This window comes from Methylobacterium endophyticum (assembly GCF_050591105.1).
Lineage (GTDB): Bacteria > Pseudomonadota > Alphaproteobacteria > Rhizobiales > Beijerinckiaceae > Methylobacterium.
This window is the reverse complement of record NZ_JBNHES010000001.1, coordinates 1-23,301: the sequence shown is the minus strand read 5'-3', so window position 1 is coordinate 23,301 and position 23,301 is coordinate 1. Positions and strand designations below refer to the sequence as shown.

24 protein-coding genes and 1 pseudogene are annotated in these 23,301 nt (G+C 68.7%); 13 read left to right on the top strand and 12 right to left on the bottom strand.

The window, feature by feature from the left end:
* Positions 1-183 precede the first annotated feature (183 nt).
* From ACP56T_RS00125 to ACP56T_RS00090, 8 genes are all read left to right on the top strand, one after another.
* Positions 184-450: a hypothetical protein gene (locus tag ACP56T_RS00125; protein WP_430910102.1), complete on the top strand. Its 267-nt coding sequence runs from the start codon at positions 184-186 to the stop codon at positions 448-450.
* Between the two features lie 405 nt (positions 451-855).
* Positions 856-1,557, top strand: a complete 702-nt coding sequence (locus ACP56T_RS00120) for a 50S ribosomal protein L25/general stress protein Ctc (protein ID WP_430910101.1) — start codon at positions 856-858, stop codon at positions 1,555-1,557.
* A gap of 102 nt (positions 1,558-1,659) precedes the next feature.
* Positions 1,660-2,277, top strand: coding sequence for an aminoacyl-tRNA hydrolase (gene pth, locus ACP56T_RS00115; protein ID WP_430910100.1), 618 nt, complete (start codon positions 1,660-1,662; stop codon positions 2,275-2,277).
* A 45-nt stretch (positions 2,278-2,322) separates the two neighbouring features.
* Positions 2,323-2,625 carry a hypothetical protein gene (locus ACP56T_RS00110; protein WP_430910099.1) on the top strand — a complete coding sequence of 101 codons (303 nt, stop codon included), beginning with the start codon at positions 2,323-2,325 and terminating at the stop codon, positions 2,623-2,625.
* A complete protein-coding gene (locus ACP56T_RS00105) occupies positions 2,540-2,986 on the top strand; it encodes a PIN domain-containing protein (protein ID WP_430910098.1) in 447 nt (148 codons plus the stop codon). Before ACP56T_RS00110 ends, ACP56T_RS00105 begins: the two co-directional genes overlap by 86 nt.
* A gap of 11 nt (positions 2,987-2,997) precedes the next feature.
* A complete protein-coding gene (gene ychF, locus ACP56T_RS00100; RefSeq protein WP_430910097.1) occupies positions 2,998-4,095 on the top strand; it encodes a redox-regulated ATPase YchF in 1,098 nt (365 codons plus the stop codon).
* 117 nt (positions 4,096-4,212) lie between these two features.
* Complete coding sequence (locus tag ACP56T_RS00095) at positions 4,213-5,205, top strand: MaoC family dehydratase (protein WP_430910096.1); 993 nt, start codon at positions 4,213-4,215, stop codon at positions 5,203-5,205.
* Positions 5,202-5,729: a YcxB family protein gene (locus ACP56T_RS00090; RefSeq protein WP_430910095.1), complete on the top strand. Its 528-nt coding sequence runs from the start codon at positions 5,202-5,204 to the stop codon at positions 5,727-5,729. Before ACP56T_RS00095 ends, ACP56T_RS00090 begins: the two co-directional genes overlap by 4 nt.
* Here ACP56T_RS00090 and mtnA read toward each other — a convergent pair.
* Complete coding sequence (gene mtnA / locus ACP56T_RS00085) at positions 5,726-6,823, bottom strand: S-methyl-5-thioribose-1-phosphate isomerase (RefSeq protein WP_430910094.1); 1,098 nt, start codon at positions 6,821-6,823, stop codon at positions 5,726-5,728. The two genes, ACP56T_RS00090 and mtnA, sit on opposite strands and share 4 nt — an antisense overlap.
* 284 nt (positions 6,824-7,107) lie before the next feature.
* Between mtnA and ACP56T_RS00080 the strand changes: the two genes are divergently transcribed.
* Together ACP56T_RS00080 and ACP56T_RS00075 are read left to right on the top strand one after the other, a co-directional pair.
* Positions 7,108-8,898, top strand: a complete 1,791-nt coding sequence (locus ACP56T_RS00080; protein ID WP_430910093.1) for an HAD-IIIC family phosphatase — start codon at positions 7,108-7,110, stop codon at positions 8,896-8,898.
* A 245-nt stretch (positions 8,899-9,143) separates the two neighbouring features.
* On the top strand, positions 9,144-11,810 hold the full coding sequence (locus ACP56T_RS00075; protein ID WP_430910092.1) for a DNA translocase FtsK: 2,667 nt from the start codon (positions 9,144-9,146) through the stop codon (positions 11,808-11,810).
* A 23-nt stretch (positions 11,811-11,833) separates the two neighbouring features.
* On the opposite strand, the gene ACP56T_RS00070 is transcribed toward ACP56T_RS00075, so the two are convergent.
* The 3 genes from ACP56T_RS00070 to ACP56T_RS00060 all read right to left on the bottom strand — a co-directional run bounded on the left by ACP56T_RS00070 (position 11,834) and on the right by ACP56T_RS00060 (position 14,590).
* The gene (locus ACP56T_RS00070) at positions 11,834-12,157 is read right to left on the bottom strand and encodes a YnfA family protein (protein ID WP_430910091.1); all 324 of its coding nucleotides are present in this window, start codon (positions 12,155-12,157) and stop codon (positions 11,834-11,836) included.
* Positions 12,154-13,929, bottom strand: coding sequence for an ABC transporter ATP-binding protein (locus ACP56T_RS00065; protein WP_430910090.1), 1,776 nt, complete (start codon positions 13,927-13,929; stop codon positions 12,154-12,156). The genes ACP56T_RS00070 and ACP56T_RS00065 overlap by 4 nt, the downstream gene beginning before the upstream one ends.
* A gap of 157 nt (positions 13,930-14,086) precedes the next feature.
* A complete protein-coding gene (locus tag ACP56T_RS00060) occupies positions 14,087-14,590 on the bottom strand; it encodes a Spy/CpxP family protein refolding chaperone (RefSeq protein ID WP_430910089.1) in 504 nt (167 codons plus the stop codon).
* A gap of 193 nt (positions 14,591-14,783) precedes the next feature.
* Here ACP56T_RS00060 and ACP56T_RS00055 point away from each other — a divergent pair, with 193 nt between their 5' ends.
* Both ACP56T_RS00055 and ACP56T_RS00050 read left to right on the top strand, forming a co-directional pair.
* Entirely contained in the window at positions 14,784-15,704 is a 921-nt protein-coding gene (locus ACP56T_RS00055; RefSeq protein WP_430910088.1) for a metal ABC transporter substrate-binding protein, read from the top strand.
* A 27-nt stretch (positions 15,705-15,731) separates the two neighbouring features.
* Positions 15,732-16,199, top strand: coding sequence for a DUF5990 family protein (locus ACP56T_RS00050; protein ID WP_430910087.1), 468 nt, complete (start codon positions 15,732-15,734; stop codon positions 16,197-16,199).
* A 16-nt stretch (positions 16,200-16,215) separates the two neighbouring features.
* Here the strand turns inward: ACP56T_RS00050 and moaD are convergent, their stop codons facing one another.
* The 6 genes from moaD to ACP56T_RS00020 form a co-directional block, all read right to left on the bottom strand.
* The gene (moaD, locus tag ACP56T_RS00045) at positions 16,216-16,467 is read right to left on the bottom strand and encodes a molybdopterin converting factor subunit 1 (protein ID WP_430910086.1); all 252 of its coding nucleotides are present in this window, start codon (positions 16,465-16,467) and stop codon (positions 16,216-16,218) included.
* Positions 16,468-16,490: 23 nt separating this feature from the next.
* A complete protein-coding gene (pgsA, locus tag ACP56T_RS00040; RefSeq protein WP_430910085.1) occupies positions 16,491-17,090 on the bottom strand; it encodes a CDP-diacylglycerol--glycerol-3-phosphate 3-phosphatidyltransferase in 600 nt (199 codons plus the stop codon).
* 110 nt (positions 17,091-17,200) lie between these two features.
* A complete protein-coding gene (locus ACP56T_RS00035; protein ID WP_430910084.1) occupies positions 17,201-17,497 on the bottom strand; it encodes a type II toxin-antitoxin system RelE/ParE family toxin in 297 nt (98 codons plus the stop codon).
* Positions 17,490-17,765, bottom strand: a complete 276-nt coding sequence (locus tag ACP56T_RS00030; RefSeq protein ID WP_430910083.1) for a type II toxin-antitoxin system ParD family antitoxin — start codon at positions 17,763-17,765, stop codon at positions 17,490-17,492. Before ACP56T_RS00030 ends, ACP56T_RS00035 begins: the two co-directional genes overlap by 8 nt.
* A gap of 99 nt (positions 17,766-17,864) precedes the next feature.
* Positions 17,865-19,910, bottom strand: coding sequence for an excinuclease ABC subunit UvrC (uvrC, locus tag ACP56T_RS00025; protein WP_430910082.1), 2,046 nt, complete (start codon positions 19,908-19,910; stop codon positions 17,865-17,867).
* A 120-nt stretch (positions 19,911-20,030) separates the two neighbouring features.
* A complete protein-coding gene (locus tag ACP56T_RS00020; RefSeq protein WP_430910081.1) occupies positions 20,031-20,756 on the bottom strand; it encodes a chemotaxis protein in 726 nt (241 codons plus the stop codon).
* Between the two features lie 237 nt (positions 20,757-20,993).
* On the opposite strand from ACP56T_RS00020, the gene ACP56T_RS00015 reads away from it, so the two are divergent.
* Positions 20,994-21,791: a L,D-transpeptidase gene (locus ACP56T_RS00015; protein ID WP_430910080.1), complete on the top strand. Its 798-nt coding sequence runs from the start codon at positions 20,994-20,996 to the stop codon at positions 21,789-21,791.
* 67 nt (positions 21,792-21,858) lie between these two features.
* Here the strand turns inward: ACP56T_RS00015 and ACP56T_RS00010 are convergent, their stop codons facing one another.
* Positions 21,859-22,623: a DUF2076 domain-containing protein gene (locus ACP56T_RS00010; protein ID WP_430910079.1), complete on the bottom strand. Its 765-nt coding sequence runs from the start codon at positions 22,621-22,623 to the stop codon at positions 21,859-21,861.
* Positions 22,624-22,971: 348 nt separating this feature from the next.
* A pseudogene (locus ACP56T_RS00005) lies at positions 22,972-23,301 on the bottom strand (porin family protein); the annotation flags it as partial.

Genomic DNA, 23,301 nt, shown 5'->3' with positions numbered 1-23,301 from the left:
AAACGGAACTGAGCCGCGTGTAGGGTTGCGAAATTCTTCCTGTGGTATCCGATAACGGTGGCCATCGTCTCACGCGGTTGCGCAATGCTTTCGTCGATCGCTCAAGCCGCGATCGAGTCGGCGTTCAGGCAGACTGGCAAAGATATTTATTTCTACAATAGCCGATAGACGATAAGGTTGGTTATGAGGCAGAACGATAAACCATCAGTACGAGAGATCGTGGCCGCCTGCATTGCATGGCCGAGCATCGCTCTGACGGTCATTTCCTTCTTTGCCATGTTCATTTATCCTGAACATGCGCGCTGGTTCCTTGGGGTTGGGATCAGTGGCATGGGAACCGCTGTAGGTATTAGCTCTGCACCGGCGAAACGCTACTTCGCGACTGCGTTACTACTCTGGCTACGACCATGGCTACGTAAAGCACAAAATTATCTGCAACGGAAATCCTGACTTCCCCACAGCTAGTCAACCAATGATGGCGAAGGCTAGACTGTCTGGACGTCCACCTGGATCAGGCTGGACCTAAATAAATATTCGGGGACCGAGGCATGAGTTTTACTCACAACCTTCAAAGCTTAGACTCAGCCTTAGCGTCGCGGTTCCATAATTTCTGATCTTTTCACGCTCACCAGACCATCTCTGTGGTCCCATAACGGCTTGCTCAAGCGGACTAGCTTCGAAACTGAGAGACCGACCGAAGCCCGTTGCCTCCCGCCGCCAACCTCTGTATAGGCGCGGTTCGCGTCCGCCAGACACCCTTGGAGGCACGGGCGCGTGGGGATCGGTTTCGGGGCCGTCCGTTTCGGGCGGCCTTTGTCGTTCCTCGAACCACTCAATCGAATGAAGGATCACGCCATGAGCGCCGTCAAGCCGCTTGATGCCGTGGCACGCGACCGGGTCGGCAAGGGGGCCGCCCGGGCCGTTCGTCGCCAGGGCCAGGTTCCCGCCGTCGTCTACGGAGGCGGGCAGCCCCCGCAGGCCGTCGCCGTCGACCTCATCCGCACCCGCACCCTGATCTATGCCGGCGGCTTCAAGACCACCGTGTTCGAGATCACCGCCGGCGGCAAGAAGACCCGCGTGATCCCGCGCGACTTCCAGCTCGACCCGGTGACCGGCGTGCCACTGCATGTCGACTTCCTGCGCGTCGTCGCCGGCCAGACCGTGACCGTCGACGTGCCCGTGCACTTCCTCAACGAGGAGGCCGCGCCCGGCATCAAGCAGAAGGGCGGCACGCTCAACATCGTGGCGCACACCCTCTCCCTCGACGTCGCCCCGGACCAGATCCCCGAGGCCATCGAGGTCGACCTCACCGGCCGCGAGATCGGCGACGTGATCCACGTCTCCGAGATCAAGATCCCGGCCGGCACCTATACCGGCGAGCCGACGGACCCCGTCGCCAACATCGTGCCGCCGACGGTGCTCGGCGCCGAGGTGGAGGCCGAGGAAGCCGCCGTCGCCGAGGCGCAGGCGGCCGAATCCGCCGACGAGAAGGCCGCCGAGGAGCGCGCCGCCGCCCAGGGCGAGGCCGAGTCCGACGACAAGGAAGACGGCAAGTAGGATCACCTGGCCCGCCGCGACCGCGACGGGCCGCGATCGGAGACGGATGCCCCGGCGCGCGCGCCGGGGCGTTCGCGTTTCTGCGGGACAGGAGACACGGCCATGCGGCTCCTCGTCGGCCTGGGCAATCCGGGCGCGCGCTATGCCGGCAACCGGCACAATATCGGCTTCCTCGCCATCGACGAGATCGCGCGCGTGCACCGGGCGAGCCCGTTCCGCCGGCGCTTCCAGGGCGAGGCAGCCGAGGTCGTGCTCGGGACCGAGCGGGCGATCCTGCTCAAGCCGCAGACCTTCATGAACGAATCAGGCCGCTCCGTGTCGGAGGCGCAGCGCTTCTACAAGATCGCGCTCGCCGACGTGATCGTCTTCCACGACGAGCTCGACCTCGCGCCGGGCAAGCTCCGGGTGAAGCTCGGGGGCGGCAACGCCGGCCATAACGGCCTGCGCTCGATCACCGCCCAATGCGGCAACGACTATCGCCGGGCCCGCCTCGGCATCGGCCATCCCGGCGACAAGGCGCTGGTGCATGCCTACGTGCTCAACGACTTCGCCAAGTCGGAGCAGCCCTGGGTGGAGGATCTTTGCCGGGCCGTGGCCGACCACGTCGCCGTGCTGGCGGCCGGAGAAGACGCCAGCTTCCAGAACAAGGTCCACCTCGCCATGGCCGGGCGCGGCTGGGACGAGGTCAAGCCGGTGGGGCGCGCCCCGGCCCGCGATTGACACGAAAACACGAGGACACGATATCGGTGGCTATGGAGGTCGGCGATGAAGAACCTCACCATCACGCTCGACGACGATCTGTTCGCATGGACCCGTGTCGAGGCCGCCAAACGCGGACAGAGCATGTCCCGGTTCGTCAGTGCCGCGCTCGCGGACCGCAAGACCCCCGGCGTGGCGGAGCAGCTCGCGACCCTCGAAGAGTTCCTGACGGGTCCGGGCTGGCCCGGTGTGGCCGACGATCTGCCGAAACGCGACGAGATCCATGACCGACCGGCTCTTCTGCGACACGAACCTGCTGATCTACGCGATCGATCCGAGGGATCCGGCGAAGCGGGCGATGAGCGCTGAGCTGATCTCGCGCGGCGTGTCGCAACGCCGGCTCGTGCTCAGCCCGCAGATCCTCAACGAATGCTATTGGGTGCTCGTGCACAAACGCAGGATGTCCCCGAGCTCCGAGGCGGAGCGCTATCTGGCGGCTTTCCTGCCCTCCTGCACGGCGCCTCTCGACGGACAGACCCACGCCGCCGCCATCGCCATCGAGCGCCGCCATCGGCTCTCCTGGTGGGACAGCCTCGCCCTCGCATCGGCGCTCCAGGCCGGATGCCGGTTCTTCGTGTCGGAGGACATGAAGGACGGTCAGACGGTGGACGCCCTCCAGATCATCAATCCCTTCACGCCGCACGGTCGTACCGCGCTGGCCCTCACCTGACGGACACCATCATGGGCTTCAAATGCGGCATCGTCGGCCTGCCGAACGTCGGCAAGTCGACCCTCTTCAACGCGCTGACGCAGACGGCGGCGGCCCAGGCCGCGAACTACCCGTTCTGCACCATCGAGCCGAACGTGGGCGAGGTGGCGGTGCCGGATCCGCGTCTCGACGACCTCGCCCGGATCGCGGGCTCCAAGGAGATCATCCCGACGCGGCTGACCTTCGTGGACATCGCCGGGCTGGTGCGCGGCGCCTCGAAGGGTGAGGGGCTCGGCAACCAGTTCCTCGCCAACATCCGCGAGGTCGACGCCATCGCCCATGTGGTGCGCTGCTTCGAGGACGGCGACGTCACCCATGTCGAGGGCAAGGTCGATCCCGCCGCCGATATCGAGACCATCGAGACCGAGCTGATGCTCGCCGATCTCGACAGCCTGGAGAAGCGCGTCGTCGCCCTGGAGAAGAAGGCCAAGGGCTCCGACAAGGAGGCCAAGGAGACCCTCGACCTCGTGAACCGCGCGCTGCCCTTCCTGCGCGACGGCAAGCCCGCCCGCCTGGTCGAGCGCAAGGCGGAGGAGGAGCGCCTCTTCCAGAGCCTCGGCCTGATGACGGCCAAGCCCGTGCTCTACGTATGCAACGTCGACGAGGGCGACGCCGACAAGGGCAACGCCCATTCCGACGCGGTGATGGCCCGCGCCAAGGCGGAAGGCGCCGTGGCCGTGGTGGTCTCGGCCAAGATCGAGAGCGAGATCGCGGTGATGCCGGCCGCCGACCAGACCGAGTTCCTGGAGGCGGTGGGGCTGGCCGAGCCCGGCCTCAACCGCGTCATCCGGGCGGGCTACGACCTGCTCGGGCTCATCACCTACTTCACCGTGGGCCCGAAGGAGGCCCGCGCCTGGACGATCGCCCGAGGCACCCGCGCGCCGGCCGCCGCCGGGGTGATCCACTCGGATTTCGAGAAGGGCTTCATCCGGGCCGAGACCATCGCCTTCTCGGATTACACGACGCTCAAGGGTGAGGCCGGCGCGCGCGACGCCGGCAAGCTGCGGCTGGAGGGCAAGGAATACCTCGTGCAGGACGGCGACGTGCTGCATTTCCGCTTCGCGAACTGAGGCATCCGCCCGGACGACCGACGCGGACGGGGGCTGGGCGGCGCCCTCCGCGCGGCGACCGGGCCGAACGGGCATCCTCGTTGCGAGGCCCGCGACCGGATTTCACATGAGGCACCCATGACCGGCATCGCCTTCGAGGACTTCTCCAAGGGACAGGTGATCGGAAGCGGCGCGCGCACCGTCACCGCCGAGGAGATCGTCGCCTTCGCGCGCGAGTTCGACGCGCAGCCCTTCCACACCGACGCGGAGGCCTCCAAGCACAGCTTCGTCGGCACGCTGATCGCGTCGGGCTGGCATACCGCCGCCCTCGGCATGCGGCTGTTGCAGGAATCGGTATTCGCAGGCGGCTCCTCCATGGGCTCGCCGGGCGTCACGGAGCTGCGCTGGATCCAGCCCGTGCTACCGGGCGACGCGCTGCACCTGAAAGTGGCGGTCGAGGACTGCCGGACCGCCGCCTCGCGGCCCGACCGGGGCTTCGTGCGCTTCGCCATGCAGGTGCTCAACCAGCGCGACGAGCCGGTGATGAGCCAGGCCTTCACGGTGATCTTCCCCCGGCGCGGCGCGACGCCCCTGCCGCCGCGCGCGGTCGAGCCGGCGCCCCCCGTGGCCGAGGCGCCGGAGCCCGAGGACGCCGAGATCCTGACCTTCCTCGGCGAGACGCCCATCGGCGTCTCCCGCGACCTCGGCACCCACCGCTTCACGCCCGACGCCATCATGGCCTTCGCCCGCGCCTACGATCCGCAGGTGTTCCATCTCGACCCCGAGGCGGCCAGGCACACGCATTTTGGGGGCCTGTGCGCCTCGGGCTGGCACACGGCCGCGATCTGGATGCAGCGCCTGCTCGCCACCCGCGCCCGCGATGCGGCCTACACGGCGACGCGCGGGCCGGTGCCGATGCTCGGGCCGTCTCCGGGCTTCAAGGACATGCGCTGGCTCGCCCCGGTCTACGCCGGCGACACCATCCGCTATTCCACCGAGCTCACGGACAAGCGCGCTTCGTCCTCGCGGCCGGGCTGGGGCCTGGCCTTCCACAAGAACACCGGCGTCAACCAGAACGGCGTGACGGTGTTCGAATTCACCGGGACGGTGTTCTGGCAGTGGGAGCCGTGAGCACCGGCGAGGCGCCACTGCCGATCTCCGTGATCGTCAGGCTGACATCCGACGACGTCGTCCGCGCGTACCGCGTCCACGCGGCGGCCCAGGCGAAGAGCCGGCAGAACCTCATAGCGGGTGCGGTGGCGGTCCTGTGCATCGCCGGATTCCTGATGGTCACGATCTCCGGCGAGCCGGCGGCGATCGTGTTCATCGTGGCGGGGAGCATCCTCGGCGGCATCGCCTTTCAGGTCGGCCTGATCCGCTGGTACGTGCCCCGCGTCGCGCGCCGGATCTACGCCCAGCAGCAGGACCTTCAAGGCGATATCGCCATCTCCGCCGATGCCGAGGCCCTGTCGAGCAGGGCGGCGACGGGAGACAGCCGCACGCCCTGGTCGCACTACCTGCGCTGGCGCGAGGACGCGCACACGATCCTGCTCTACCGCTCGGAACTGATGTTCCAATTCATCCCGAAGCGCATTCTGAGCGTCGCCCAGATCGACGCCCTCAGGATGTTGGCCGAGAAGAAGACGCGGCCTTAGGCCGCTTTCCGCCGCTCGGGATACAGCGCCAGCAGGCCCTCGGTGCTCGGTTCGGCCACGCCGCGCTCGGTGATGATGCCGGTGACGAGCCTTGCCGGCGTCACGTCGAAGGCGGGGTTGGCCACCGGACTGCCGGGGGAGACCACCTCCACCGTGGCGAAGCCCCCGTCGGGCAGCCGCCCGGTCAGATGCGTCACCTCGCGCGCGTCCCGCTCCTCGATGGGGATCTGGGCGACGCCGTCGTCGAGGGTCCAGTCGATGGTCGAGAAGGGCAGCGCCGCGTAGAACGGAACCCGGTTGTCGCTCGCGGCCAGCGCCTTCAGGTAGGTGCCGATCTTGTTGCAGACATCGCCGTTGGCCGTGGTGCGGTCCGAGCCGACGATGCAGACGTCGATGCCGCCATGCTGCATCAGGTGCCCGCCGGCATTGTCGGCGATGACGGTGTGGGGCACGCCGTGGCCGTTCAGCTCGAAGGCGGTGAGCGCCGCGCCCTGGTTGCGGGGCCGGGTCTCGTCCACGAAGACATGCAGCTTCACGCCCATCTCGTGCGCCACGTAGATCGGCGCCAGCGCCGTGCCCCAGTCGACGGTGGCGAGCCAGCCGGCGTTGCAATGGGTCAGCACGGTGATCGGCCGGCCCTTTTCTTTGGCGAGATCGGCGAGGAGGCGCGCCCCGTGATGGCCGATGGCGTGGCAGCTCGCCACGTCCTCCTCGGCGATGCGCCCGGCCTCGGAGAAGGCGCGGGCGAAGCGCTCGTGGCTCGGCGTCTCGCGCAGATTACCCGCCACGCGGTCGAGGGCCCAGCGCAGGTTGATCGCGGTCGGGCGCGTCGCGGCGAGCACCGCCACGGCGCGGTCGAGCCCGTCGTTGGAGGCGTCCTCGCGCATGGCGAGCGCCAGCCCGTAGGCGGCGGTGACGCCGATCAGCGGGGCGCCGCGCACGATCATCGTCTTGATGGCGCGGGCGGCCTCCGCGACGGTGGCGATCCGCACGATCTCGAAGGCGAAGGGCAGGCGGGTCTGATCGATGACCCGGACGCTGATGCCGTCCGCGTCGGGCCAGATGGTGCGATAGGGCGTGCCGTCGATCCTCATGGGCCGGGCTTTGCCACATCGGCGCGCGGATTGCACCAGCAAAGCCGGAACGCGGATCGGCGCATCCGCGCCAAGCCATTGAAACCATGGAGAATCGCGGCGCGCTCAGGCTTCCTCAACCTTAAACGCCGGTTAAACAAAATCTTTCCTAAGCAATTGATTTTTATAAACGTTGTTCTCAGGCGTTCCCCGCCCCGTTCCTGGGACGTTTCGCAACCCGAGCTGCAGCAAAACGCTGATGGGCTTCGAGCCTGCCCGCCACGGCTTTCTCCGAAGCTTAAGATGTGGCATCTCTCGGCCAATTTTCATTGTCGAGCTTGTCCATGCCCTTTGATGCGCGCAACGATGCCGATTTATTTCGGACGCCGACCGACCTTTCTGTGACATCCAACAATCCATTGAAAATATTGTTTGTGGGCTCTTGCCTTGCCGCAGGGTTGCTTCCTTTTTACAAGTGGTCCCATGACATCGACGGAGACTACGTTCTATTCAATAACATCGCCAATCTTCCCGATGCGCCGCCACGACCGACGTCATTCTATGATCTATCTATCGTGCAAATTCCGCTCCGAAGCGTATGGCCCGATCAAAGCATTCGACTCCGGTACGACGATATAGAGGGATATTCGCGATTATTCACAGAATCAGAGCAACGACTCTTGCAACTCTTGGATGCCGCTATGCGGTGGAATATCGCTTCGGGAATGCCAACGCTGGTCATCAACTTTCTACAGCCACAGCAGAATTCGCTTGGGCGCCTAATGCCCTGGCACGACCTTCGAAACTCTGCTTACTTTGTTATGAAACTAAATGAGACCCTCGCGAGCGCAGTATCCGAATACAAAAATTCATACATACTTGATTTTTACAGCATTTCTGCAACATATGGCAGGAAATATGTTCAAGACGATTTATTATGGCAGACAAACCACGGCGCCGCGCTCGGGGACAATGATTTTACGCTCGATCAGAATCGGCTACACCCGCCGGCCCCCGTCAGCTCGCAATACACGCTTCTTGTTCAAGAATTTCTCCGCGCTGTATTTGCCGAAATTCAATCATCTTACCGTGTAATTAGACAAGCCGACGCAGTTAAACTGGTAATCATTGATCTGGACGATACGCTTTGGCGCGGGGTGATAGCGGAAAGCGGAGTAATCACGCACGAAGCGACTGAAGGCTGGCCGTTCGGCTTCGCCGAAGCTCTTCTTACCCTGAAGCGACGCGGCATCGTTCTCGGTATCGCGAGCAAGAACGATGAAAATCGAGTTCGCTCGCTATGGAATCAAATTTGGGGCGGCGTTATTACACTCGAAGATTTCGCTATCGTGCGCATAAATTGGAAACCGAAGCATGAGAATATTTTGGAAATCATTTCTGATGTTAACGTGCTTTCAGGCAGCGTTGTCTTCATTGATGATAACCCCGTCGAGCGTGCGATCGTAGAAGAATCGCTGCCGGGTATCCGCACCCTCGGGTCCGATCTGTACTCGATCCGGCGGATTCTTCTCTGGTCTTCCGAAACGCAGGTACCCTCGATCAGCAGTGAGTCGGCCAAGCGGACTGAAATGATCCGGGCGCAGGTGGACCGCGAGGGGGCTCGCAAGCTGATGCCGAGAGCGGAGTTCATCGCGTCCCTCAACGTCCAGATCGACTTCATCGACATCGCCTCGATCGACCATCCGCGCTTTGCGCGAGCGTTCGAACTCATCAACAAGACCAATCAGTTCAATACGAACGGTGAGCGCTGGACTATCGAGAGTGCCAAGGCGGCGTTTGAAACTGGAACGGTGTTCTGCGCCTTTGAAGTCAAGGACAAGTACACCGAATACGGATTGGTCGGCGTGGCGATCTATGCCGGTTCGAAGATCCAGCAGTTCGTCATGAGCTGCCGCGTCATCGGCCTGGACGTCGAGACCCGCGCGCTTCAGCACGTTACCCAACAGATGAAGCGGAACGGCGCTGGCGAGATCACAGCGGTCTACACCCCGACCGAGAAGAACGATCTGTGTGCCACTCTCTACCAAAGCGCGGGTTTCAGCGGCGCCGGTGAAAATCTCTGGCGGCTTCCGTAAAGGCAACCGTGAGGCGGTTTTCTTTCGCTGCGCGGGCGGCTTTGCCGGTCCGCTTTCCAAGGCCGCCATGGAGGAAAAAGGAAGGCGGAACGGCGAACCCCGAAGGACCGCCGTTCCCGATCCCTCCTTCAATCCTATCAATTGCTTAAGATTAAACGCGCGTTAACGGGTCGGCGCTAGCCTTCAACCTGCACGAGTCTTTCACGCGCCGCCTCGTCCGCGGCTCCACTGGCAGCCGGTCCCGCATGCGCTCGCTTCGCCGCTCCGCATCGCCCTACGACACCGTCGTCGACACCCTGCGCCCGTTCATGGCGCGGCGGCTGACGGAGCTCGGAGGGCTCGTCCTGTTCATGGGCGCCGTCGGGCTCACCGTGGCGCTGGCGACCTGGTCCATCGACGATCCGAGCCTCAACCACGCCACCGACCACGCCGCCCACAACGTGCTCGGCATGCCCGGCGCGGTGGTCGCCGACCTCGCCATGCAGATGCTCGGCCTGGGCTCCCTCGCCTTCGCGCTGCCGCCGGCCCTGTGGGGCATCCGGCTGATGCGCGACCGCGATCTGCCGAACGGCGGCATGCGGCTCGCTTTGTGGATCATCGGCTTCTGCGCCGCGAGCGCGGTGGCGAGCGCGCTGCCGCCCACCGCCCGCTGGCCGCTGCCCACCGGGCTCGGAGGCGTCGCCGGCGACGCGCTGATGTCGACGGCCCGCACCATCGTGGGCGCCATCTCCGGGCCGGCGGCGGCGCTGGTCGGCTTCGTCTACGCGGGCATCGCGATCCTGAGCCTCACCGGGGCCTGCCGGGTCGGCGCGGCGCATGAGGAGGACGCCGACGAGGGGCCCTATCTCGGCGGCCGCGAGCCGGCCCGGTGGATGCCCGAGCGCGACGGCGGCCACCATCACGACCGCGACGAACCGAGCCTCGGCATCGTGTCGCTGGGCACCCTGGCCCAGGGCCTGATGCGCGCGCGCGCATCCCTGGCCGACAGGCTCGACACCTGGCGGGGCAGGGGCCAGGCCGATGACGGCCTCTCCTATGCCGGCGCCTCGCCGGCCGTCGCGGCGCGGCGCGCCTTCGAGGGCGAGGGCCTGCCCTGGGAGGCGCATCTGCCGCCGGCCGGGTCTCCCGCCGCCCGTTCCGAGCGCCGCGAGCCGGTCTTCGACGGGCAGGCGCCCGCGCCGGTCCGGCGCCGGGCCGACCCTGTGCTGCACGACGATCTCGATGACGAGGACGCTCCCGAGGCGGCCCTCCAGGAAGCGTCCCCCCCCGCGCGCTCGCGGGTCGCCCCCGCCGCCGCCGCGCCCATCCCCGCGCGCCGGCCGGAACCGGCGCGGCGAATGGACACCCACCCGGAGGACTACCAGCACCCGTCCCTGGCGCTGCTGGCCGAGCCGCGCGGCCCCTCGCAGGCGAGCCTCGTCTCCGCCGACGCGCTCGAGCAGAACGCCACCATGCTGGAGGCGACGCTCGGCGATTTCGGCGTGCGCGGCGACATCCTCGCGGTGCGCCCCGGCCCGGTGGTGACGCTCTACGAGCTGGAGCCCGCCCCCGGCACCAAGTCGAGCCGCGTCATCGCCCTCGCCGACGACATCGCCCGCTCCATGTCCGCCGTCTCCGCCCGCGTCGCCGTGGTGCCCGGCCGCAACGCCATCGGCATCGAACTACCGAACGCCAAGCGCGAAACGGTCTTCTTGCGCGAGCTGCTGGCCTCCAAGGATTTCGGCGAGACCACCCACAAGCTCGCCCTGTGCCTCGGCAAGAATATCGGCGGCGAGCCGATCATCGCGGACCTGGCGCGGATGCCGCACCTGCTGGTCGCCGGCACCACCGGCTCGGGCAAGTCGGTGGCCATCAACACCATGATCCTGAGCTTGCTCTACCGGCTCAAGCCGGAGGAGTGCCGCCTCATCATGGTCGACCCCAAGATGCTGGAGCTGTCGATCTACGACGGCATCCCGCACCTGCTCTCCCCCGTCGTCACCGACCCCAAGAAGGCGGTCATCGCCCTCAAATGGGCCGTGCGCGAGATGGAGGAGCGCTACAAGAAGATGTCCAAGCTCGGTGTGAGGAACATCGACGGCTTCAACGCCCGGCTCGCCGAGGCGCGGGCGCGCGGCGAGGTCCTCACCCGCACCGTCCAGACCGGCTTCGACCGCACCACGGGCGAGGCGGTCTACGAGAACGAGGAGATGGACCTCAACCCGCTGCCCTACATCGTCATCGTGGTCGACGAGATGGCCGACCTGATGATGGTGGCGGGCAAGGACATCGAGGGGGCGATCCAGCGTCTCGCCCAGATGGCGCGAGCGGCCGGCATCCACCTGATCATGGCGACGCAGCGGCCTTCGGTGGACGTCATCACCGGCACCATCAAGGCGAACTTCCCGACCCGGATCAGCTTCCAGGTGACGTCGAAGATCGACAGCCGCACGATCCTCGGCGAGATGGGCGCCGAGCAGCTCCTCGGCCAGGGCGACATGCTGTTCATGGCGGGCGGCGGGCGCACGACGCGCGTGCACGGGCCGTTCTGCTCGGACTCGGAGGTCGAGAGCGTGGTGGCGCATCTCAAGCGCCAGGGCCGCCCCGCCTATCTCGACGCCGTCACAGAGGATGACGGCGCCGAGGCCGAGAAGCCCGCAAGGGGCGGCGCGTCGGACGAACTGGAGATGGACGGCGCCGTGTTCGACCAGGGCTCCTTCGGCTCGGAAGGCGGCGACCTCTACGAGCAGGCGGTTCAGGTGGTGCTGCGCGACAAGAAGGCGTCGACGAGCTACATCCAGCGCCGGCTCCAGATCGGCTACAACCGCGCCGCCTCCATCATGGAGCGCATGGAGACCGAAGGGATCGTCGGCCCCGCCAACCATGCGGGCAAGCGCGAGATCCTGGTGGAGACCGAGTCGCAGAACTTCTGAAGAAGGAGGCTTCTGAGCGGCGCTCAGGCCCTCGGGGCGAGCAAGATCAGCGACGCGCCGGCGAGGCAGAGCCCCGCGCCAGCGACGTCCCAGCGGTCCGGGCGCTGCCCCTCGACGCCCCACAGCCAGAGCAGCGAGGCGGCGATGTAGACCCCGCCATAGGCAGCAAAGGCGCGCCCGGCGGCGTCGGACTCGACCCTGGTGAGCAGGTAGGCGAACAGCCCGAGGCAGAGCGCTCCGGGCGCCAGCCAGAAGGCCGACCGGCCGAGCCGCAGCACCGCCCAGACCGCGAAGCAGCCGGCGATCTCTGCCAGCGCCGCGGCGGCATAGACAAGCGCCACGATCACCGGACGGTCTCGGCCCCGTCGTCGGCGAGTTGCAGCTTGTGGAGCCGGGCATAGGCGCCGCCGGCCGCGATCAGGCCCGCATGGCTGCCCGTCTCGACCACGCGGCCGGCATCGAGCACCACGATCAGCCCGGCATCGCGCACGGTGGAGAGGCGGTGGGCGATGACGAGGGTCGTGCGCCCCTTCATCAGCCGCACCAGCGCCGCCTGGACGAGGCGCTCGGATTCGGAATCGAGGGCGCTCGTCGCCTCGTCCAGCAGCAGGATCGGCGCGTCCTTGAGGAAGGCGCGGGCGAGGGAGATGCGCTGGCGCTCGCCCCCCGACAGCCGGCCGCCGCCGGGCCCGACGCGGAACTCGTAGCCCTCCGGCAGGCGGCTGACGAAGCCATGCGCGGCGGCCGCTTCCGCCGCCGCCTCCACCTCGGCGCGCGAGGCGCCGGGACGGCCGAAGCGGATATTGGCCTCCACCGTGTCGTCGAAGAGCACCACCTCCTGCGAGACCACGGAGACCGCCCGGCGCAGCGAGGCGGTCGTCACCGCGCGCACGTCCTGCCCGTCGATGAGGACGCGGCCGGCGGTGACGTCGTAGAGGCGCGGCACGAGGTTCAGCAGCGAGGACTTGCCCGAGCCCGAGCGGCCGACCAGCGCCGTCGCGGCGCCCGCCGGCACCACGAGGTCGATGCCCTCCAAGGCCGGCGCGTCCTCGCGGTAGCGGAAGCGCACGCCCTCGAAGCGGACCTCGCCCCGGCCGATCTCCAGCGCCGTGGCATCCGCCGCCTCGCGGATGGTCGGCGCCTCGTCCATCAGGTCGAAATAGCGCCGCAGCGCGGCGGCCGCCTCCTGGAGGATGGCGTTGAGGGTGCCGAGCGCGCGGGCGGGCTGGGCGGCGAGCAGCAGCGCCGCGACGTAGCCGGTGAAATCACCCACCGAGCGCTCTCCCGACATCACCCGCTGCCCGACGAGCACCAGCACGCCGGCCACCGCCAGGCCGCCGCCCACTTCGAGCAGCGGATCGAGCCGGCCGCGCGCGTTGGCGGCCTTCATCTTGAGACGGCGCACCTCGTCGAGGGCGTCGGCGGCGCGGCCCTTGAGATAGCCCTCCATGGCGTAGGTCTTGGCGACGCGCACGCCCTGCAGGCTCTCGGCGATGAGGCTCGCGGTGGCCCCCATCTGCTCCTGCGTGGTGGTCGAGACCCGGCGCAGCTTCTTGCCGATCCGCCCGATCGGGCCAGCGACGAAGGGCACGATCACGGCGGAGACGAGGGTGAGGACCGGGTCCATCCAGATCAGCGCCGCGACGAGGCCCACCAGCATGGCGAGATCGCGCAGGAGCACCGTCGAGATGCGGGTGAGCGCCTCCTTGATGAAGGCGAAATCCGTGGTGAAGCGCTGGGTGAAGGCGGCCGGGCTCTCGCGGCCGAGCTGGGCGAGGTCCGCGTCGATCAGGTGGCCGTAGAGAGCGGCCTGCATGTCCGCCTCGACGCGGGTGACGACGCGGTTCGTCAGCACCGTCTGCCCGTAGAGGGCGAAGCCCCGGATCGAGGTGACGGCGACCACGATCAGCGGGCCGTAGGCGAGGGCTGCCGCATCCTTGTGGTCGAAGGCGTCGAAGGCGCCCTTGATGAGGGCCGGATAGAACCCCGTCGCGGCCCCGACCACGGCGATCAGCAGCATCACCACGGCCAGCGTGCCGCGATGGGGCGAGAGCCAGTCCCGCCAGAGGCGGCCGATGAGGGGGAGTGTGTCGCCCCTCAGGAGCGGGCGGCGCGCCATGGGCGGGAGTCCGTTGCGTCAGGGTTCGCGCCCCGCGCGACGAAAACCTCGGGGGCGAGGGCCCGCGGGTGTTAGAGCATGCGGCCGCAAATGTGGAATCCGCGCGTCGCGAATTCCGGCATCGGCCGCCGCATCGCTCCCTCGCGGACCGCTCCCGTCAGCGGCCGCCGTCCTCCTCGTGCCGGCCGCGCCAGCCGTGGAAGCCGCCATGCGGGCGCATGGGGCGGGCGAGGATCGCCGCGCGGCGCTTCTGGTCGGGGTCGAGGGTGGCGTAGAGGGGCGTCGAGGCGTCGGCGAGCTTGCGCAGGGCGTCGCCGCGCGCGGTCATCGCGTCCGCCATGGCGCGCATGACGCCGGGCGCGTCGTCGACCATCCGGCCGCGTTCGCGCATGGCCTCGCGCTGCTCGCGGCGCAGGCGCGACATGTCGCGCATCGCCGTCTCCACGGGCGGCCAGAGCTTCTCCTGGTCGGCGTTGAGCTTCAGCCCGGCATGCAGCGCGGCGATGCGGGCATCGGCGAAGGCGGCGCGGTCCTCCGGCGAGAGGGCGCTCCAACGCCCGTGGCGGGCGCCGAACGGATCGTCCTTCGAGACGGCGGCGCCGGCGAGGACGAGCCCCCCGAGACCGGCGGCGGCGAGCCCGGCGATGAGACGTTTTCCCATGACACTCTCCTGTCGGCGGATCGGCCGAGGGGCCGCGCGATGACAGGCAGAGAATGGCCAAGCCCGCATGGCGGCGCGTTGTCGGCCGCATGACGGATCGTCCATGTTCGGAGGAAGCGGCCCCGCCGGGCTTGGCGATGTGATAATGTTACATTATCCCGGCGACCGGATCGGCGGGCGGGATCGGCGACAGATGCGGGCATCGGGGCGGGACGGGTTCGTGCGGATGGCGGCCATCGCGATATGGCTCGCGCTCTGCCCGGCGGCGTGGGCCGGGGAGGGCGGCCCCCTGCGCGTGGTCGCGAGCTTCTCGATCCTCGCCGATCTCGCGCGGGAGGTCGGCGGGGAGCGCGTCGCGGTGACGAGCCTCGTCGGGCCGGAGGCCGACGCCCATGGCTACGCGCCGTCGCCGGGCGACGGAAAGCGGCTGGCGCAGGCGGATGTGGTGGTCGTCAACGGCCTCGGCTTCGAGGGCTGGCTCGACCGGCTGGTGCGGGCCTCCGGCACGAAGGCCCCGGTGGTCGTGGCCTCGACGGGGGTGCGCCCCCGTTCCGAGGACGCGGGCCACGGTCATGACCACGGCCACGATACGGATCCGCATGCCTGGCAGAGCGTCGCCAATGCCAAAACCTATGTCGGCAACATCCGCGACGGATTGGCCAAGGCCGATCCCGGCCATGCGGCCGACTACGCCCGCAACGCGGACGCGTATCTCGCCCGGCTCGGCGCCCTCGACGCCGAGCTGCGCGCCACGCTCGCCACGATCCCGCCCGAGCGGCGCCGGATCATCACCACGCACGACGCCTTCGGCTATTTCGCGGAGGCCTACGGCCTCACCTTCGTCGCCGCGCAGGGCGTCTCCACGGAGAGCGAGGCGAGCCCCCGCGAGGTGGCCGCGCTGATCCGCCAGATCAAGCGCGAGCGCATCCCGGCGGTCTTCGTCGAGACCATCACCGATCCGCGCCTGATGGAGCAGGTCTCCCGCGAGAGCGGGGCGAGGATCGGCGGGCGCATCCACTCGGACGCGCTCTCGGGCCCCACGGGATCGGCGCCGACCTATATCGAGATGATGCGGGCCAACGCGAAGGCCTTCGCTGAGGCGCTGAAGGGGTAAGGAACGGATCGCGGCGGATGTCGTGCGGTGCTACGCACGGCCATGGCGGCACGCGACAAGACCACGCGACAGATTCGGCTCCGGCTGATTCATGACGGCACCGAGCCGGGCACACCGCTCGGCGAGCGCCTGCGTTTCGGCGTCCAGGACACCAAGGGCGAGGTCGAGCCGGGCAGCTCGGAGCCGGGAGCGATCGCCCATCTCGACCTCACGCTGAGCGTCGATGGCAGCGAGGAAAGCGGGCCTCCCGTGTTCCGGGGCGCCTGCGCCCATGGCCCGCCCGCAAAACGCTTCGTCTATCTGAGCTGGAAGCGCGCCGGCACGCATGCGGCCCCCTGGGGCTGGCGCATCAAGATCCCGCTCTCGGGAATCGGCTGGGACGACATCCATGCGGCGCAGGCGCCGGGCGCGCGTCTCGTCGCCGACGTCATGGGGCGCAAGCCCCACAGCTCCGAGACCGTCGCGTGGGTGATCGAGAGCGGAGCGGACGGCTGACCGAGGGAAACCGGCCTCAGCCGCCCGTCATCGGCGGGAAGAAGGCGACCTCGGAGGCCCCCGCGACGGAAGCGTCCGGCTTGGCGTGGACGCGGTCGACGGCGACACGCACGATCCCGTCGTTCTCGAAGGCGTGGGCGTATTCCTCGCCCCGGCCCTTCAGCCAGGCGATCAGGTCCGCCACCGTCGCGACGGAGGCCGGCGGCGAGACCGTCTCCTCCGGGCGCCCGACGCGCTCGCGGACCCAGGCGAAATACACGAGCTTCATCGGCTTGGCTTTCCCGGCCCCGCTCAGCGCGGGTCGTCGATGGCGTGGCGCACCCCCGCCCTCATGTAGTCCCAGCCGGTATAGAGCGTGAGGGCGGCGGCGAGCCACAGGAGCGCGGTGCCGATCCTCACGGTGCCCGGCAGGATCACCTCGCCCGCCGGCCCAGCGACGAGGAAGCCGATGGCCAGCAGCTGCACGGTGGTCTTCCACTTGGCCACCCGGCTCACCGGCAGGCTGACCTTCAGCTCGGCGAGATATTCGCGCAAGCCCGAGACCAGCACCTCCCGGCACAGGATCACGACGGCCGCCCACAGGGTCCAGTCGTGGATGGTGCCGGCGGCGGTCAGCATCAGCAGGCAGGCGGAGACGAGGAGCTTGTCGGCGATGGGGTCGAGCATGCGCCCGAGCGCCGAGCTCTGCCCGTAGGCGCGCGCGACGTAGCCGTCGAGATAGTCGGTCACGCCCGCCAGCGCGAAGACGCCGAACGCCGCGCACCGCGCCGGAACCTCGTTCGGCCAGAACAGCAGCGCGACGAGCACCGGCACCGCCACGAGGCGCCCGTAGGTCAGGCAATTGGCGAGCGTCCAGGCCGGCGACCGGCGTCGGGGGAGGACGGCGTTCATCGGGGCGGAGAAATCATGGGGCGGATGGACCGTCAACCGGTGCTTCAGGTTAGGCGACGTGATCTGTGGAGGACCAGCCGGTCCAGGCGGGCGCGATCGTGGGGCGGAACTCAAATTTCGAACGTGTCCGCGCCAATGTCGCGATAGTGGCTGAGGACGCGAACCAGCTCGATCCCACCAGCCCGCGGAAGATAGAACAGGACGGAGCGACCGACAGGGAAGCTCCTCAAATCGTTCATCAGTTCCGGTCTTGCGCGCCCGGCTTGCGGCCGATCCGCCAGCATGACGAGCGCGCCTTCGATCCGATCGAGAACGGCATCGGCAGCGCTCTCGTCCTCGGCGGCGATGGAGGTCCAGACGTCGACGAGATCCTGGCCGGCAAGAGGACGACGTGTGATCCTACCCATGCGAAGCGGCTTGTTTCCGAGGGCCGCGCCGGGCGCGCGCCTCGAGCTTGACCGAGGCCATGTCGTGCTCCTCGGGGTCGCCGCTCGCCAATCCATCGCGGATGTCGTTGCGCAGAGCTTCCAGCTTGGCGGCGCGAGCCTGCTCACGCTCCTCCATCAGTCGCAGGCTGTCACGCATCACCTCACTGGCGGAGGCATACCTGCCACTCGTCACCAACTCTTTGATAAACCGTTCGTAATGCTCGCCCAGCGTGTAGCTCGATGCCATCGCCGTCTCCTGATCCGCAAGCCATCCCACATGTAGAATATCAGTTTATGATATATGCAACAGCATTGTCGGCGGCGTCCCTTCGGCCACGTCCCGGCTTCACGCGCCGCTGTGGAAGAAGTCGTAGACCGCCCGCGCGGTGGCGACGTTCACCCCCGGCGTCTTGGCGAGGTCCTCGTAGGCCGCCCGCTGGATCGCCTTCACCGTCCCGAAATGCAGGAGCAGCGCGCGCTTGCGCGAGGGGCCGATGCCGGCGATCTCGTCGAGCGGGTTCTTCACCAGCTCGCGCTTGCGCTTGGCCCGGTGGGTGCCGATGGCGAAGCGGTGGGCCTCGTCGCGCAGGCGCTGCACGAAATAGAGCGTCGGATCGCGCGGCGGCAGCTTGAAGGGGGGCCTGCCCGGCACGAAGAAGGTCTCGCGCCCCGCGTCCCGGTCGCGCCCCTTGGCGATGCCCACCAGCACCACATCGGCGACGCCGATGGAATCGAGGGCAGCGCGAGCCGCGTCGAGCTGGCCCTTGCCGCCGTCGATCAGCACGAGGTCGGGCCAGGCCGGGAACGCCTCCGGGTCGCCCTCGGGCGGCGGCGGCACGGGTTCGGCCGGACCGCCCTCGGCGGCCGCCGTCGCCGCCTCGGCGACAGTGCGCGGGGCCTCCTTCACGAGCCGCTTGAAGCGGCGTTGCAGGACCTCCCGCATCATCCCGTAATCGTCGCCGGGCGTCAGCTCCTCGGACTTGATGTTGAAGGTGCGGTAATGCGTCTTCATGAAGCCCGGCGGGCCGGCGACGATCATGCCGCCGACGGCGTTGGTGCCCGAGATGTGTGAGTTGTCGTAGACCTCGATCCGGCGCGGCGGCGTCGCCAGCCCGAAGGCCTGCCCGAGCGCGGCCAGCAGCTTGCCCTGGGAGGCGGTGTCCGCGAGCCGCCGCCCGAGGGCCTCCTTGGCGTTGCGCTGCGCGTACTCGACGAGGTTCCTGCGCTCGCCCCGCTGCGGGCGGTGGATCTCGACCCGGTGCTCGACCCGGCTCGACAGGGCGGCGGCGACGAGCTCCGACTCCTCGATCTCGTGCGAGGTCAGCACCACGCGCGGCGCCGGCTTGTCGTCGTAGAACTGCCCGATGAAGGAGCCGAGCACCTCGTCCGGCGACATACTCTTGTCGGCCTTGGGGAAATAGGCGCGGTTGCCCCAGTTCTGGAAGTTGCGGAAGAAGAACACCTCGACGCAGAACTGCCCGGCCTGCTCGTCCAGCGCGAAGACGTCCGCCTCCTCGACGCCTTGCGTGTTCACCCCTTGCGTCCCCTGGATGGCGGACAGCGCCGCGATGCGGTCGCGGAAGCGTGCCGCGCGCTCGAACTCCATCTCGGCGGAGGCCGCCTCCATCTCGGCCCGCATCCGGTCCTTCACGGCGTTGGACTTGCCGGCCAGGAAGTCGTTGGCGGCCCTGGCGAGGCCCGCGTAGTCCTCGAGCGCGATCTCGCCCGTGCAGGGGCCGGAGCAGCGCTTGATCTGGTAGAGCAGGCAGGGCCGGGTGCGGTTCTCGTAGTAGCTGTCCGAGCAGGTGCGCAGCAGGAAGGCGCGCTGGAGCGCGTTCACCGTGCGGTTCACCGCCCAGACGCTGGCGAAGGGCCCGTAATAGCTGCCCTTTCGCCGCCGCGCGCCGCGATGCTTGACGATCTGCGGGGCCGGGCCGTCATCGGTGACGAGGATATAGGGGAAGGACTTGTCGTCCCGCATCAGCACGTTGAAGCGCGGCTTCAACTGCTTGATGAGGTTGGCCTCCAGCAGCAGCGCCTCGGTCTCGGTGGCGGTGGTGACGAACTCCATCGCCGCCGTCTGCGAGATCATCCGCGCGATGCGGTTCGAATGCGCCTGCCCGCGGGCATAGGAGCCGACGCGGGCCTTCAGGCTCTTGGCCTTGCCGACATAGAGAACGTCGCCGCGCGCGTCGAACATGCGGTAGACGCCGGGGGAGGCCGGCAGGGTCGACCAGAATCGCTTGATGACCTCGGTGCCGGCGCTGACCGCGCCGGGCTCGAAATCGAAGTCGATATCCTCGGCCGTCTCGTCGACGAGGGCGTCCTCGTGCTCGTCCTCGACGTCGTCGAACGTCTCGGGGGGACGGTCCGTCTGCGCTCTGCCGCTCATCCCGCGAGATGTAGGCGCCGGGGTTTTTGGAGGGAAGGGCGCGGATCGTGCGAGAACCTCGAAGCGCCCCCGCGAATGCGGGTCGGCGGGCGTCCGCCGGACCCTGGCCCCGGCAGGAGTTCAGTCGAACAGCGAATCGATATCCGTCTGGTCGACATGGCCGATGTCGTCGTCGAGCTTGGGCCCGTTGAGCAGCGAGCTCTCGTCGTCGATGCTCGGGCCGGAGGGAATGCCGACGAGATCGCGGAAGCCCTCGAGGCCGCCCCAGGCATCGATGACACGGTCGAGATGGTCCTCGACGAACTTCATCACGCCGACGATCTTGCTGATGCGCTGGCCGGTGAGGTCCTGGAAGTTGCACGCCTCGTAGGCGGCCACGACCCGCTCGAGGATGGCGTCGACGTTCTCCTGGCCGGCACGGCTGAGGCGCTGGGCGCGCAGCATGTTCGCCTGGGACTCGATGTCCTCGATGGCGGTGAGCAGGTTCGAGGTGGCGCGCTCGGTGGATTCCACCACGGCGTCGAGCTCGTCGGCGGCGCGGCGCATGCCCTTGCCGTGGTTCTCCGAGCGGTGGAGGGCGGCCAGCTCCTCCTTCGTGCGGGTGATGGCCTCCTTCATCTTGTCGAGCTCGCCGCGCATGGCGAAGGCTTCGCTGAGCTCGCGCCGGCACATCTCGATGGTCTCGCCGGCACTCGCCTGGGTGAGGCGCTTGAGGTCGTTGATCGCGGAGAGGATCTCGTCGAGGCGGACGCTGCCGGCGGCGCTCTCGGCGGCGGGAGCCGTCTGGACAGCGGCGGCGGGCGGCAGACCGAAGCTGTCTTCGATGCGATAGCGCTTGGTGATCATCGGTCCGGTCGCGGAATGGAGCCTCGTCCACCGCAGATTGATCGAAAGTGGTTGCCAGTTCTTGAACGCGGCGGGCCGTCACCGGCGTTTACCGCCGATTCACGCTGCCGGCAGACGCATCCGCCGCCGCGCCGGTCGGGTGAACGATTCACCACGTTCCTTCACGCGAAACTCGCCGCCGCCGCCGGATCGTCCGAGGCACGCCCGATCCGGGGCGGCAGGGCGCGGGAGAGCGGGATGCGGACGGCGGGCATGCGGGCATGGTGCGTGGCGGCGCTGGCGGCCGCCGCCTGGAGCGGACCGGCGCAGGCGGGCGGCCAGTATGGCGGCGGCCTGATCGAGTACCTGGTCACGGGCAGCACGGCCGGGCCCCGGCCGCAGCCCTACCGCGCCGACCCGATCGGCCGGGGCGACGGCACCCTGCCGGGCCACGAGGCCGCCTACGGCTATGGCGGCCCCGGCAGCCCCAATCCCTATAACGGCGATCCGATGCCGGAGGCGCAGCCCTACCGGCCGCGCGTGCAGCAGGCGGCGCTGCCTCCCTCCTACCCCGCGCCGGGGCCGGCCCAGGAGGCAATCGCGCGCGCGCCGGATCCGCAATACCTGCGGCAGGAGGTGGCGTTCACCGGGAGCCAGAGGCCCGGCACGGTGGTCGTCGATACCTCGGCGAAGTTCCTCTACCTCGTCCAGCCGGGGGGCAGGGCGCTGCGCTACGGCATCGGCGTCGGGCGGCCGGGCTTCGCCTGGTCGGGGCTGAAGACGGTCAGCGCCAAGCGCGAATGGCCCGGCTGGACGCCCCCCGCCGAGATGCTGGCGCGCCGTCCCGACCTGCCGCGCCACATGGAGGGCGGGCCCGCCAATCCGCTCGGCGCGCGGGCGCTCTATCTCGGCTCGTCGCTCTACCGCATCCACGGCACCAACGAGCCGCACACCATCGGGCAGTCGGTCTCGTCGGGCTGCATCCGCATGATGAACGAGGACGTGATCGACCTCTACGACCGCGTCCCCGTGGGTGCCCGCGTCGAGGTGCTCTGACTTCAACGCACAACGACCGCGACCGGGATCGCCCGGTCGCGGCCGCTCGATTCGATCGGAGGACCGATCAGACCCAGTCGTCGTCCCCGCCGCCGCCGACATCGCCGTCGAAGTCGTCGCCGCCGTCATAGGACGCGTCCTGCGCCCCGCCGAGGGCCGAGCCGAGATCCTGGTCGTTGCCGGAGCCGGAGCCGAAATAGTTGTTCTCGACGATGGTCTCGCCGCCGCCGCCGAGCCCCGCCGCCGCCGCGCTGCCGAGATGCGAGTGGCCGCCGGCGAAGGCGTTCGAGAGGGCGCTGCCGAGCAGCATGCCGCCCGCCGCGCCCGCCGCCATGGGCAGCGCGGTCGCCAGGAAGCCGCCGCCGCGCGCGGGCGCCTGCTGCTGGCCGCCCCAGGGGCCGCCCTGCTGCGGGGGCGGACCGCCGTAGCCGCCCTGCGGACCACCCTGATAGCCGCCCTGCGGGCCGAAGCCCTGCTGCGGGTTGCCGTAGCCCGGCTGGTTGCCCCAGGGCTGGCCCTGCGGCCGCTGCGGGGGCGGGGGAGCCTCCTGGCGCGAGCCGCCGCCGAAGATGCTCGACAGGAAGCCGCCGCCGCCCTGCGGCTGGGACTGAGCGGCCTGGGCGGCCTGGCGCGCCTGTTCGAGCTGCTGGTTGAGGCTCTTGATCGCCTCCTCCTGCACGTAGATGAGCTGGGCCATCGCGTAGGGCGCGTAGGGCTGGGCGCGCAGCCGCTCGGCGATGAAGCGCTCGGCGTCCATGTCGCGGGGTTGGCCGGCGGCCTGCTCGAGGCGCTGGAAGATGCCGGCGATGACGTCGCGTTCTTCGCTGTTCATGGAGCTCCCTCCTGAAGGCCGACCGCGGCATCGGGTGCCCGTCCGGCGGCGTCAGCTCACGACATGGGGAGCAACCACGGCCATTGTCAGGGGCGGGAAGATGAAATCGGCGTCACAATGCGCGTGGCCCGCTCTTCCCTCCCCCTTGCGGGGAGGGATCGAGGGTGGGGGTGGTCCAGGAGGCACCGCTGAGCCTCGTCCGGCGCCGACCCCCATCTCCGGCTCCGCCCCGCAAGGGTGAGGAGAGACCCGCGCACGAATGCAAAAAGGCCCGGCCGTGTTCGGGCCGGGCCTTCCTGCTGTCGGGATTGGAGGCGGCCGGGATGCCCGGCCGCCCTCGGTCCGGTCTCAGTAGGAGCCGAACTTGTAGTTGATGCCGGCGCGCACGACGGCGAACTCGGTCTCGTTGCGGCGGGTGGCGGCGGGGCCGGAGACAAGCACCACGCCGGGCTGGCCGAGCGCCACGGCGGCACCCGCCGGGTTGACGGCGAACTGGCCGGCGCCGCGGTTGCGGTCGAGGTTCACGTAGAGACCCTCGACCTTGAAGGTCACCGCCGAGGACTTGAAGAAGTTCAGGAACGAGTCGGTGGGCAGCGCGTACTCGACGCCGCCGCCGACGGCGTAGCCGGTCTGGAAGTCGTCGGTGTTGGCGGTGCCGAACTGGCGGCCGCCGCCGGC

What these genes read in the sequence shown, in the direction of transcription:
- ACP56T_RS00125 (WP_430910102.1), top strand. Translation starts at nt 184, where the DNA reads ATGAGGCAGAACGATAAACCATCAGTACGAGAGATCGTGGCCGCCTGC.
- ACP56T_RS00120 (WP_430910101.1), top strand. Translation starts at nt 856, where the DNA reads ATGAGCGCCGTCAAGCCGCTTGATGCCGTGGCACGCGACCGGGTCGGC.
- pth (WP_430910100.1), top strand. Translation starts at nt 1,660, where the DNA reads ATGCGGCTCCTCGTCGGCCTGGGCAATCCGGGCGCGCGCTATGCCGGC.
- ACP56T_RS00110 (WP_430910099.1), top strand. Translation starts at nt 2,323, where the DNA reads ATGAAGAACCTCACCATCACGCTCGACGACGATCTGTTCGCATGGACC.
- ACP56T_RS00105 (WP_430910098.1), top strand. Translation starts at nt 2,540, where the DNA reads ATGACCGACCGGCTCTTCTGCGACACGAACCTGCTGATCTACGCGATC.
- ychF (WP_430910097.1), top strand. Translation starts at nt 2,998, where the DNA reads ATGGGCTTCAAATGCGGCATCGTCGGCCTGCCGAACGTCGGCAAGTCG.
- ACP56T_RS00095 (WP_430910096.1), top strand. Translation starts at nt 4,213, where the DNA reads ATGACCGGCATCGCCTTCGAGGACTTCTCCAAGGGACAGGTGATCGGA.
- mtnA (WP_430910094.1), bottom strand. Translation starts at nt 6,823, where the DNA reads ATGAGGATCGACGGCACGCCCTATCGCACCATCTGGCCCGACGCGGAC.
- ACP56T_RS00075 (WP_430910092.1), top strand. Translation starts at nt 9,144, where the DNA reads ATGCGCTCGCTTCGCCGCTCCGCATCGCCCTACGACACCGTCGTCGAC.
- ACP56T_RS00065 (WP_430910090.1), bottom strand. Translation starts at nt 13,929, where the DNA reads ATGGCGCGCCGCCCGCTCCTGAGGGGCGACACACTCCCCCTCATCGGC.
- ACP56T_RS00060 (WP_430910089.1), bottom strand. Translation starts at nt 14,590, where the DNA reads ATGGGAAAACGTCTCATCGCCGGGCTCGCCGCCGCCGGTCTCGGGGGG.
- ACP56T_RS00055 (WP_430910088.1), top strand. Translation starts at nt 14,784, where the DNA reads ATGCGGGCATCGGGGCGGGACGGGTTCGTGCGGATGGCGGCCATCGCG.
- moaD (WP_430910086.1), bottom strand. Translation starts at nt 16,467, where the DNA reads ATGAAGCTCGTGTATTTCGCCTGGGTCCGCGAGCGCGTCGGGCGCCCG.
- pgsA (WP_430910085.1), bottom strand. Translation starts at nt 17,090, where the DNA reads ATGAACGCCGTCCTCCCCCGACGCCGGTCGCCGGCCTGGACGCTCGCC.
- ACP56T_RS00035 (WP_430910084.1), bottom strand. Translation starts at nt 17,497, where the DNA reads ATGGGTAGGATCACACGTCGTCCTCTTGCCGGCCAGGATCTCGTCGAC.
- ACP56T_RS00030 (WP_430910083.1), bottom strand. Translation starts at nt 17,765, where the DNA reads ATGGCATCGAGCTACACGCTGGGCGAGCATTACGAACGGTTTATCAAA.
- uvrC (WP_430910082.1), bottom strand. Translation starts at nt 19,910, where the DNA reads ATGAGCGGCAGAGCGCAGACGGACCGTCCCCCCGAGACGTTCGACGAC.
- ACP56T_RS00020 (WP_430910081.1), bottom strand. Translation starts at nt 20,756, where the DNA reads ATGATCACCAAGCGCTATCGCATCGAAGACAGCTTCGGTCTGCCGCCC.
- ACP56T_RS00015 (WP_430910080.1), top strand. Translation starts at nt 20,994, where the DNA reads ATGCGGACGGCGGGCATGCGGGCATGGTGCGTGGCGGCGCTGGCGGCC.
- ACP56T_RS00010 (WP_430910079.1), bottom strand. Translation starts at nt 22,623, where the DNA reads ATGAACAGCGAAGAACGCGACGTCATCGCCGGCATCTTCCAGCGCCTC.